The sequence below is a fragment of the Nocardioides sp. genome (assembly GCF_036503465.1).
GTDB lineage: Bacteria > Actinomycetota > Actinomycetes > Propionibacteriales > Nocardioidaceae > Nocardioides.
In genome coordinates this window covers 1-10,535 of record NZ_DASXWU010000034.1, presented here as the reverse complement: position 1 = coordinate 10,535, position 10,535 = coordinate 1, and the positions used below count along the sequence as shown (strand labels likewise).

Here is a 10,535-nt window from a genome sequence, read left to right as displayed (position 1 = left end):
TCCGGCGGGACCAGTAGATTTCCGGACGACGCGAGGACTCGCGATATCTTGGGCCTGTTCACCCCCGAAAGGACACATCCTGATCATGGCGCAGAAAGTGCACATCACGCTCGAGGACGACCTGGACGGCGGCGACGCCAGCGAGACCGTTGCTTTCGGTCTCGACGGCCGGAGCTACGAGATCGACCTGAACGACAAGAACGCCAAGGCGCTGCGCGACGCCCTGGCCAAGTACGTCGCCGCCGCCCGGCGGGCGGGCGGCCGCTCGGCCGGCGCCAAGCGGCGTACCCAGGTCGGCACCAGCGCCCGCGAGATCCGCGACTGGGCTCGCTCCAACGGCCGCCAGGTGCCCGACCGCGGCCGCATCCCCTCCGAGATCCGGGAGGCCTTCGAGGCCGCCCACTAGCAGCCCCCACTCGCTCCTCGACCCCGTGGCGGGTCACGGGCGGTTTCCCCGGTGCACCGGGTACTCATGACGTTCTGGGCCGAAATTTCCCCCCAGAACGTCATCGATCCCCGGTGAACCGGGGAAGACGCCGCCACGCGAGGGCGACCGCCCGCCTGTCGGGCCGCGGGGCGCGACGTTCGCTGTGAGCGGACGACGGGTACGTCGGGCTCGGAACACGTAGGCTGGAGAACCAGTTGGAAGAGGTGACGCCCACCGCCGAAGGGGGGCGTCCCCTGTTTTCCTTCGATGAGGAGCGATAGGCATGTTCGAGCGGTTCACTGACCGAGCCCGGCGGGTGGTCGTGCTGGCCCAGGAAGAGGCCCGCATGCTCTCCCACAACTACATCGGCACCGAGCACATCCTGCTCGGCCTGATCCACGAGGGCGAGGGCGTCGCCGCGAAGGCTCTGGAGAGCCTCGACATCTCTCTGGAGGCCGTGCGTGCGCAGGTCGAGGAGATCATCGGCCAGGGGCAGCAGGCCCCCAGCGGCCACATTCCCTTCACCCCGCGCGCGAAGAAGGTCCTCGAGCTGTCGCTGCGCGAGGCGCTGCAGCTCGGCCACTCCTACATCGGCACGGAGCACATCCTGCTCGGCCTGATCCGCGAGGGCGAAGGCGTCGCCGCCCAGGTGCTGCAGAAGCTCGGCGCCGATCTCAACCGGGTCCGGCAGCAGGTGATCCAGCTGCTGTCCGGCTTCCAGGGCAAGGAGCAGTCCGGCCCCCAGGCCGCGACGTCGGGCGCCCCGTCCGACACGCCGTCCTCCTCGCTCGTGCTCGACCAGTTCGGGAGGAACCTCACCCAGGACGCCAGAGAGTCCAAGCTCGACCCCGTGATCGGGCGCGAGCAGGAGATCGAGCGCGTCATGCAGATCCTCAGCCGGCGCACCAAGAACAACCCGGTGCTCATCGGCGAGCCCGGCGTCGGCAAGACGACCATCGTCGAGGGCCTGGCCCAGGACATCGTCCGCGGCAACGTCCCCGAGACGCTCAAGGACAAGCAGATCTACACCCTCGACCTCGGCGCGCTGGTCGCGGGCTCGCGCTACCGCGGCGACTTCGAGGAGCGGCTGAAGAAGGTCCTCAAGGAGATCCGCACCCGCGGCGACATCGTGCTGTTCATCGACGAGATCCACACCCTCGTCGGCGCCGGTGCGGCCGAGGGCGCGATCGACGCGGCGAGCATCCTCAAGCCGATGCTGGCCCGCGGCGAGCTCCAGACGATCGGTGCGACGACACTCGACGAGTACCGCAAGTACCTCGAGAAGGACGCCGCGCTCGAGCGTCGGTTCCAGCCGATCCAGGTGGCCGAGCCGTCGATCGCACACACGATCGAGATGCTCAAGGGTCTGCGTGACCGCTACGAGGCCCACCACCGGGTGACGATCACCGACGAGGCCCTGGTCTCCGCGGCGACGCTGGCCGACCGCTACATCTCCGACCGGTTCCTGCCCGACAAGGCGATCGACCTGATCGACGAGGCGGGCTCGCGCCTGCGCATCCGCCGGATGACCGCACCCGCCGACCTGCGGGAGTACGACGAGAAGATCTCCGAGGTGCGGCAGCGCAAGGAGGCCGCGATCGACGGTCAGGACTTCGAGGCCGCGGCCAAGCTCCGCGACGAGGAGAAGCAGCTGACCGCCAAGAAGGTCGAGCGCGAGAAGCAGTGGCGTGCCGGTGACCTCGACGAGGTCGCGGAGGTCGACGAGGAGCTGATCGCCGAGGTGCTCGCCGTGGCGACCGGCATCCCGATCGTGAAGCTCTCCGAGGAGGAGTCCACGCGGCTGCTCAAGATGGAGGACGAGCTGCACAAGCGGGTCATCGGGCAGGAGGAGGCCGTCAAGGCGCTCAGCCGGGCGATCCGGCGTACGCGCGCGGGCCTCAAGGACCCGAAGCGCCCCGGCGGCTCGTTCATCTTCGCCGGCCCGTCCGGTGTCGGTAAGACCTGGCTGTCGAAGACCCTCGCGGAGTTCCTCTTCGGCGACGAGGACGCGCTGATCCAGCTCGACATGAGCGAGTTCAGCGAGAAGCACACCGTCTCGCGGCTGTTCGGCTCGCCTCCGGGCTACGTCGGCTACGAGGAGGGCGGCCAGCTCACCGAGAAGGTGCGCCGCAAGCCGTTCAGCGTGGTGCTCTTCGACGAGGTCGAGAAGGCCCACCCCGACATCTTCAACAGCCTGTTGCAGATCCTGGAGGAAGGTCGCCTGACCGACTCCCAGGGCCGGGTCGTGGACTTCAAGAACACCGTGATCATCATGACCACCAACCTCGGCACGAAGGACATCGCCAAGGGCCTCAACCTCGGGTTCGCCCAGTCGAACGACGCGGCCGGTTCCTACGAGCGGATGAAGAACAAGGTGCAGGAGGAGCTCAAGCAGCACTTCCGTCCGGAGTTCCTCAACCGCGTCGACGAGATCATCGTGTTCCCGCCGCTGTCGCGGGAGCAGATCATCCACATGGTCGACAACATGATCGCGGCGGTCGAGGTCCGGCTGAAGGACCGCGACATGTCGCTCGAGCTCACCCAGGCGGCGAAGAACCTCCTGGCCGAGCGCGGCTTCGACCCGGTCCTCGGCGCTCGTCCGCTGCGTCGCACGGTCCAGCGCGAGATCGAGGACGTCCTGGCCGAGAAGATGCTGTACGGCGAGGTCGGCCCGGGCCAGATCGTCCTGGTCGACGTCGACAGCGACGAACCGACGGCCCAATTCACGTTCAAGGGCCAGAAGATGGCCGAGCTGCCCGACCTGCCCCCGCTGGAGACCGTCGGCGCCGAGCCGCCGGTCGGCCCCGCGGGCCGTGGTGAGGGCGACGCCGAGACGCCCGGCCCGACCGACGTTGAGAAGTCCACGGGCACGGACTGACCGGAGTCTCTCGAAGCGACTGATCCCCCGGCCCGGTCGTCCCACCGCGAGGTGGTGACGACCGGGCCGGCGGCATTTCCGGCAGCGTTCGGACTAGGGTGCCTCGGTGATCCTGTCGGTGACCACCCTGAAGGACTCGGCGGCGAACGTCGAGAAGTGGGTACGCCGCAACCTCGCCGGCGGCATCGACCACATGGTGGTGTTCCTGGACGGGCCGCAGCCCGAGGTGGAGGCGCTGCTCGAGGGTCATCCGCACGTCACAGCGGTGATGGCAGACGCCGACTGGTACCAGGGCGTGCACTCCCAGGGACTCAACGCCCGCCAGGTCGTCAACGCGGCGGTGACATCGCGACTGCTCGGGGGGATGCCCTGGGCCGACTGGCTCTTTCACCTCGACGGTGACGAGGTCGCCCGGATCGACCGCACCCAGCTGGACGCTCTCGACCCCGACGCGCGCGCCGTCCGGCTGCAGACGCTGGAGGCGGTCGGGCGGCTCCGGCCCGAACGCGACCCCACGCTCTTCAAGCGCCTCTGCTCCCGTGACGAGCTGCGGGTCATCACCGCGCTCGGCGAGCTCGCCAAGCCCAGCAACATGCGGTACTTCCGCGGGCACACCCGGGGCAAGTCCGGCGTACGCCCCCGCCCCGACCTGGCCCTGGGCGTGCACCACGTGCTCGATCTCGAGGGCGAGCGGGTCGAGCGTGCCGAGGCGCCGGGGCTGCACGTGCTGCACTACGAGTCGCCGAGCGGGGAGGAGTTCGTGCGGAAGTGGATGGCCCTGCTCAGCTCGGGCGCGTCGGTCGGCCAGCGTGGTCACCGGGCAGCGGTGGCGGCGGCGATCCGCACGTTGTCCCGGCTGGATCTCGACGACGAGGACCGACGATCGTTCCTGCACCGGCTGTACGAGCGGCACTGCGCCGACGACGTGGACCTGCTCCAGCGTCTCGGCGTCCTGGTCGAGGTGGACGCCGACGCCCTACAGCGCTCGGTTGACTCCTCACCCGAGGCGGTCCGGCAGCTGCGGCTGCTGCTGGAACGGGCCCGCCCGGTCCAGAAGCGCGGCTTCCGCCCCCGCGGCGCGGCGCGTGACATCGGCGACCTCGTGGCGCGTCTGCAGGAGGGGTTGTGACCAGCCCGAGGCCGGAGGCGTCCGGGCCTGCCGTGAGAGGGTGCAGCCTCGACAGGGCGCGCATCGGCACACCGGAGGAGGCTGCGTGATCATCTCTGCGACGACGGTGAAGGACTCCCGGGAGAATGTCGAGAAGTTCGTACGCCGCAACCTGATCGGCGGCATCGACCACCTGGTGCTGTTCCTCGACGCTCCGTTGCCGGACGTCGAGGCCCACCTCGACGACCACCCCGACGTGACCTACGTGAGGGCGCACGGTGAGTGGTGGGGCGAGCTCGATCCCGGTGGGCTCAACGAGAGGCAGATCAACAACGCCGCCCTGGTCTCGCGACTCGTGGCGGGCTTCCCGTGGGCCGAGTGGATGTTCGTGCTCGACGGCGACGAGGTCGCTCGGATCGATCGGACAGCCCTCGACCGCCTCGACCGCAGGACCCGCGTCGTACGGCTGTTGCCCCTGGAGGCCGTCAGCCGGCTGCACCCGACGTCCGATCCCACGCTCTTCAAGCGACTCCTCGACGACGAGGAGCTCCAGCTGTTGCACGTCCTCGGCGTGATCTCGGAGCCCAAGCAGCGGTCGTACTTCCGGGGGCACATGACCGGCAAGCCGGGGGTCCGTCCCTCGAGCGACCTCGCCCTGGGCGTCCATCACGTCATCGACACCGGCACCGGTGAACGTGTCGCATCGGTCACCGATCCGGGGCTCACGCTGCTGCACTACGAGTCGCACGACAGCGAGGAGTTCGTCCGCAAGTGGATGGCGCTGCTCTCGTCGGGCGACGACGTCCGGCAGCACCACAAGCGGGCACCACTCGCCCGCTCCATCGCTGCCCTGCTCGCGCTCGACCTCCCCGAGGCCGCGACCGCCGAGATGCTGGAACGTCTCTACGTACGCTACGCACTCGACGACCTCGACACGTTGTCGCGGCTGCGGGTGCTGGTCGAGGCGCATCCCGACGAGGGGGAGCGCCGACCGAGGCCCGCCGACGCCGAGATCAGGCAGCTGCGCGAGCTGCTGCGACGCGCGTACGACGCGCCCAAGCGGGTGTTCCGCCCGCGCGTCCAGGACAAGCGCGCGCCCAAGGTGATCGGGAAGCTGCAGCGGGGGGTCGGCCGGTTGCGGTGAGCTCAGTGGGCGGCGTGCAGGTTGAGCAGCACGACGCCGACGACGATCATCGCCAGTGCCAGCACCTTCACCGTGTCGATCCGCTCGCCGAGGACGAGCACGCCCAGGGCCGCGATCGCGGCCGTGCCGAGCCCGGACCACACGGCGTACGCCACCGAGACCGACATCTGGCGCACGACGAGGCCCAGCATCCAGATCGACACGATGTACGCGCCCATCACCGCCAGCGACCAGGGGAGGTCGTGGAAGCCACGAGTGCGGGGCAGGGCGGTGGTCGCGCCGACCTCGATGCCGATGGCGGCAAGCAGGACGACGTACGGGCTGAACATGGTGCTCACTCTTTCGAAAGACGTGTGTAGCGGTCGCTACACTCGTTCTACTGTAGCATCTGCTACGCGGCCCTGGAAGCGACGAGGAGGTCCCGTGCCAGGACGACGTGACGAGCTCGCCGAGGCGGCCACCGACTACGCGCTCGAGCACGGGCTGATCGGGCTGAGTCTCCGGCCGCTCGCCGAGGCGGTCGGCACCAGCGACCGGATGCTGCTCTACCACTTCCGGGACAAGGACGACCTGGTCGCGACGATCCTGAGCACGACCAGTGCGCGATCGGTTCGCACCCTGCGTCAGCTGGCGCCACCGCGCGACCTCCGCTCGGCGGTGCTGGACCTGTGGCGCGCGGTGACGACCGGTCCGCAGCAGAGCTGCCAGCGGCTGTACGTCGAGGCGGCGGCCCTCGGCCTGTTCGGTCGAGAGCCGTACGCGACCGCGGTCCGTGAGGCGAACGCCGACTGGGTGTCGGCCGTCGCGGATCACTTCGCGCGGGCCGGGCTGCGCCGGGCCGCGGCCCGCCAGGCCACGATCCTGGTGGACGCGACGTTCATGGGACTGCAGCTCGACCAGCCCCTCGACTCGACCGCTCACCAGCGCCGTGCCGTGCGCGACCTCGCCGACGCGGTGGCCGCGCGCTGGGGCGGGGAGGCTCAGGCCGGCAGCGCGTAACCTCGCTCGACGCGCACCAGCAGCCCGTCCCTGACGAGCGAGTCGAGGCAGCGTTCGCGCTGGCCGGCCTCGGGCCACACGCGCTCGAGGCCGCGGGCGCTGACCGCGCCGGAGGCCTCGCGGGCGAGCGCCATCAGCCGGCCGCGACACTGCCGGTCGGTACCGGCCCAGGCCTGTCCGCGTCGCGGAGGCCCGTCGTACGCCGGATGCCCGGCGCAGCGCCAGGCGCACGAGTCGCGCAGCGGGCATTCGTTGCAATCCGGTGCGTTGGACGTGCACACCAGCGCCCCGAGCTCCATCAGGGCGACCGACCAGGTCGCGGCCTTCGGCTCGTCGTCCGGGAGCAGGGCGAGCGCCACGGCCTTCTCGGCCGCGGTGACGGCCGCCGGCGGGAACTCCGAGCCGCCCACCGCGCGGGCCAGCACGCGGCGCACGTTCGTGTCGAGCACCGCCCGGCGGCGCCCGAACGCGAACGCCAGCACCGCCGACGCGGTGTAGTCGCCGACGCCCGGCAGGGCGCGCAGCCGGTCGTAGTCGTCGGGCACCTCGCCGGCGTGCTCATGGGTGATCGCGGCCGCGGCCGCGTGCAGCCGGGTCGCCCTGCGTGGGTAGCCGAGCCGGCCCCAGGCCCGGATCGCCTCGCCGACGGGCTCCGCGGCGAGATCGACCGGCCTCGGCCAGCGCGCCAGCCAGGCGTCGTACACGGGCAGGACGCGCGCGACCGGGGTCTGCTGGAGCATGAACTCCGAGACGAGCACCCCCCACGGCGTCGCCGACGTACGCCGCCAGGGCAGGTCGCGCGCATGCGCGTCGTACCAGCGCAGCACCGGCGTGTGGAGTTCGGACACGCAGGTGATCGTAAGCGGCTTGCGCGGCGGGCCTCCGATCCGACTCCGCCGGATCGGAATGTCCTCGCTCGCGTGTGCAACCGCGTGCGCGTCCTCGCGCTGACTAGCGTGCTTCCCATGAGCGGGATGACGCGTGGGCCGTTGCCGGCGCGCGTCTACTGGGTGCGCCGGCTGATGGTGCTCGGCATCGCCGTGCTGCTCGTCGTGGGCATCGCGAAGCTGCTCGGCGGCTCGAGTGACGGCTCGTCCGGTGACGATGCGGCCCGGAACGTCGCGGCCACGTCGAGCGCGACCGGCGGCGCGACGCCGGGCGACTCGTCCACCGGTGAACCGTCGTCGTACGGGCCTTCGGCGAAGGTTACCGGCACGGGCCAGCACCACCGGGCGAAGAAGGCCGACGACCCGGTCACGCCGGTCGCCATGCCGTCGGGGCCGTGCGCGGCCAGCGACGTGGCGATCACCCCGTCGGTCCCGAAGCCGATCGCCGGGCGGGACATCTCCCTGGTCCTCGACCTGACGTCACTGAACACGCCGGCCTGCACGTGGAAGCTGTCCGGGCGGACGATCGCGCTGAAGATCACCTCGGGCAACGACCTGATCTGGACCACGAACGACTGTGCCCGCGCCGTGCCGACCCAGGACCTCGTGCTCCGTCAGTCACAACCCACCCGGGTCACGCTGACATGGGACGCGCGGCGTTCCGAGCCGGGCTGCCCGGTGCGGACCGAGTGGGCGCTCCCGGGCACCTATCACCTGCACGTGGCCGCCCTCGCCGGCCGCCCCCAGGACGTCACCTTCCTGCTCACCGCGCCCAGCCCGCCCGAGGTCACCCGAACGGCCCACTCGCACAACGGCCACCACAAGAAGCACCCCTCCGCCGGCTGAGATCGGGCAGGCACCGAATTCCCCGCCTGATCGGGGACTTCGACACTTGTTGGCGCAGATTTGCCCCACTATGTGCGGAACGCCCCGCCTGAGCGGGGAATTCGCCAAGCCCCGCGATCAGACGTAGCGCTCCAGGATCGACGACTCCGCCAGCCGGGAGAGACCCTCGCGGACGCTGCGGGCACGCAGCTCGCCGACGCCGTCGACCGCCTGAAGGTCATCGACCCCGGCCGAGAGCAGCTTCTGCAGGGTGTCGAAGTGCTCGACCAGTCGCTCGACGACGGTCGACGGAAGACGTGGCACCTTGGCGAGCAGCCGGTAGCCGCGCGGCGCGACGGCGCCGTCGAGATGTTCGCCGAGACCCAGCGCCCGCGCGGCCGACGCGGGGTCGACCAGGTCGATCGACGACAGCCCCTCGAGCCGGGCGAGGGCCGCCTCGGGTCCCTTGGCACGGCGGCCGGCCGGAAGGTAGTCGCGGACGACGAGCTCGCGCTCCTGGTCGACGCCGGTCACGAGCTCCTCGAGCTGCAGCGACAGCAGGCGGCCGTCGGTGCCCAGCTCGAGGACGTAGTCCTCGATCTCCCGGGCGATCCGGGTCACCATCTCCAGCCGTTGCGCGACGACCGCGACGTCGCGGACGGTCACCAGGTCCTCGATCTCCAGCGCCGACAGGGTGGCCGACACCTCGTCGAGGCGTAGCTTGTAGCGCTCCAGGGTCGCCAGCGCCTGGTTCGCGCGCGAGAGGATCGCGGCGGAGCCCTCGATCACGTGCCGGGTCTCCCCGACGTACGCCGCGATGATCTGCATCGACTGCGACACCGAGATCACCGGGAATCCGGTCTGTCGTGCGACCCGGTCGGCGGTCCGGTGCCGGGTGCCGGTCTCCTCGGACGGGATCGACGGGTCCGGCATCAGGTGCACGGCCGCTCGGGTGATCCGGGTCAGGTCGCGGTCGACGATGATCGCGCCGTCCATCTTCGCCAGCTCCCGCAGCCCGGTGGCGGTGAACGGGACGTCGAGCATGAACCCGCCGGTGCAGATCGACTCGACCGTGCGGTCGTGGCCGAGAACGATCAGCGCGCCGGTGCGCCCGCGCAGGATGCGCTCGAGGCCGTCGCGCAGCGCGGTGCCGGGAGCGATCGCCGACAGCGTCGCACGCAGGCGCATCGTGTCGTCGTTCCCCGTGGCGCCAGGCACCTGGCCTCCCCTCGTCGGCGTGCGTCGGTGCTGCCGTGTTGCGGCGTCAGTGTAGGGGGTGTCAGTACGGCGTACGGCCCTCGAGGCCACCGTCGGTCTCCACGTTGATCACGTGCAGGACGGCGTTGATCAGCGCCAGATGGGTGAACGCCTGGGGGAAGTTGCCGAGGTGGTGACCGCTGTGGGGGTCGATCTCCTCGCCGTAGAGCTCGAGCGGACCCGCGAACGACAGCAGCTTGGCGCACAGCTGGTGGGCGAGGTGGTGCTCGCCGATGATGCACAGCGCCGAGACCATCCAGAACGAGCAGATCGTGAACGTGCCCTCCTCGCCGCTGAACCCGTCGTCGGTCTCCTCGACCTTGTAGCGCAGGACCAACCCGTCGACGGTGAGCTCGTCGCGGATCGCCATCACGGTGGCCCGGATGCGCGGGTCGTCGGGTGGCAGGAAGCGCAGCAACGGCGCCAGCAACAGGGACGCGTCGAGCGCCGTACCGCCGTAGTACTGGGTGAGGACTCCGCGCTCGTCGACCCCGTTGTCGAGGATGTCCTGCTTGATCTCGTCGGCGGCGAGCTCCCACTCCGCGGCCTTGCCGTCGTCGCCGTTCATCCGGGCGAGCTTGGCGCCGCGGTCGACGGCGACCCAGCACATGATCTTCGAGGAGGTGAAGTGCTTCGGCTCGCCACGCACCTCCCAGATGCCCGCATCGGGCTCGCGCCAGTGCTTGAGCGCTTCGCCGACCTGCTTGTCGAGGATCGGCCAGATCCGGTTGTCGAGGTGGTCAGCGGCCTTCGAGTGCAGGTACACCGAGTCGAGCAGGGCGCCCCACACGTCGTGCTGTCGCTGGGAGTACGCCGCGTTGCCGACGCGCACCGGCCGGGAGCCGGCGTACCCCGGCAGGTGGTCGAGCTCGTGCTCCTCCAGCTCGCGCTCCCCGCCGATGCCGTACATGATCTGGAGGTCCTGGTCGCGGGCGGCCATGTCGGCGATGAACTCGAAGAAGTCCACCGCCTCCCAATCGAGGCCGAGGGAGTACATCGCCCAGAGCGCG

Annotated in this window: 10 protein-coding genes; 6 read left to right on the top strand and 4 right to left on the bottom strand. The window is 70.4% G+C overall.

Features of this window, described 5'->3' with window-relative positions:
• Positions 1 to 85 precede the first annotated feature (85 nt).
• The 4 genes from VGK78_RS05810 to VGK78_RS05795 all read left to right on the top strand — a co-directional run bounded on the left by VGK78_RS05810 (position 86) and on the right by VGK78_RS05795 (position 5,557).
• Positions 86 to 406 carry an Lsr2 family protein gene (locus VGK78_RS05810; RefSeq protein ID WP_331526553.1) on the top strand — a complete coding sequence of 107 codons (321 nt, stop codon included), beginning with the start codon at positions 86 to 88 and terminating at the stop codon, positions 404 to 406.
• Between the two features lie 304 nt (positions 407 to 710).
• Positions 711 to 3,305 carry an ATP-dependent Clp protease ATP-binding subunit gene (locus tag VGK78_RS05805; RefSeq protein WP_331526551.1) on the top strand — a complete coding sequence of 865 codons (2,595 nt, stop codon included), beginning with the start codon at positions 711 to 713 and terminating at the stop codon, positions 3,303 to 3,305.
• Between the two features lie 106 nt (positions 3,306 to 3,411).
• Positions 3,412 to 4,434 carry a glycosyltransferase family 2 protein gene (locus VGK78_RS05800; protein WP_331526550.1) on the top strand — a complete coding sequence of 341 codons (1,023 nt, stop codon included), beginning with the start codon at positions 3,412 to 3,414 and terminating at the stop codon, positions 4,432 to 4,434.
• Between the two features lie 85 nt (positions 4,435 to 4,519).
• Positions 4,520 to 5,557 carry a hypothetical protein gene (locus VGK78_RS05795; protein ID WP_331526549.1) on the top strand — a complete coding sequence of 346 codons (1,038 nt, stop codon included), beginning with the start codon at positions 4,520 to 4,522 and terminating at the stop codon, positions 5,555 to 5,557.
• 2 nt (positions 5,558 to 5,559) lie between these two features.
• On the opposite strand, the gene VGK78_RS05790 is transcribed toward VGK78_RS05795, so the two are convergent.
• Entirely contained in the window at positions 5,560 to 5,886 is a 327-nt protein-coding gene (locus VGK78_RS05790; protein WP_331526548.1) for a multidrug efflux SMR transporter, read from the bottom strand.
• A 94-nt stretch (positions 5,887 to 5,980) separates the two neighbouring features.
• Here VGK78_RS05790 and VGK78_RS05785 point away from each other — a divergent pair, with 94 nt between their 5' ends.
• Complete coding sequence (locus tag VGK78_RS05785; protein WP_331526547.1) at positions 5,981 to 6,556, top strand: TetR/AcrR family transcriptional regulator; 576 nt, start codon at positions 5,981 to 5,983, stop codon at positions 6,554 to 6,556.
• Here the strand turns inward: VGK78_RS05785 and VGK78_RS05780 are convergent.
• Positions 6,538 to 7,404: an A/G-specific adenine glycosylase gene (locus tag VGK78_RS05780; RefSeq protein WP_331526545.1), complete on the bottom strand. Its 867-nt coding sequence runs from the start codon at positions 7,402 to 7,404 to the stop codon at positions 6,538 to 6,540. The two genes, VGK78_RS05785 and VGK78_RS05780, sit on opposite strands and share 19 nt — an antisense overlap.
• Before the next feature lie 117 nt (positions 7,405 to 7,521).
• Here VGK78_RS05780 and VGK78_RS05775 point away from each other — a divergent pair, with 117 nt between their 5' ends.
• Entirely contained in the window at positions 7,522 to 8,289 is a 768-nt protein-coding gene (locus VGK78_RS05775) for a hypothetical protein (RefSeq protein ID WP_331526544.1), read from the top strand.
• A 117-nt stretch (positions 8,290 to 8,406) separates the two neighbouring features.
• On the opposite strand, the gene disA is transcribed toward VGK78_RS05775, so the two are convergent.
• The gene (gene disA / locus VGK78_RS05770) at positions 8,407 to 9,456 is read right to left on the bottom strand and encodes a DNA integrity scanning diadenylate cyclase DisA (RefSeq protein ID WP_331526598.1); all 1,050 of its coding nucleotides are present in this window, start codon (positions 9,454 to 9,456) and stop codon (positions 8,407 to 8,409) included.
• Positions 9,457 to 9,547: 91 nt separating this feature from the next.
• Positions 9,548 to 10,535: glycoside hydrolase family 15 protein (locus VGK78_RS05765; RefSeq protein ID WP_331526543.1), on the bottom strand; the 988-nt coding region annotated here is incomplete at its 5' end.

Coding starts and splice junctions, on each gene's coding strand:
- VGK78_RS05790 (WP_331526548.1), bottom strand. CDS start 5,886: ATGTTCAGCCCGTACGTCGTCCTGCTTGCCGCCATCGGCATCGAGGTC.
- disA (WP_331526598.1), bottom strand. CDS start 9,456: ATGCGCCTGCGTGCGACGCTGTCGGCGATCGCTCCCGGCACCGCGCTG.
- VGK78_RS05805 (WP_331526551.1), top strand. CDS start 711: ATGTTCGAGCGGTTCACTGACCGAGCCCGGCGGGTGGTCGTGCTGGCC.
- VGK78_RS05775 (WP_331526544.1), top strand. CDS start 7,522: ATGAGCGGGATGACGCGTGGGCCGTTGCCGGCGCGCGTCTACTGGGTG.
- VGK78_RS05810 (WP_331526553.1), top strand. CDS start 86: ATGGCGCAGAAAGTGCACATCACGCTCGAGGACGACCTGGACGGCGGC.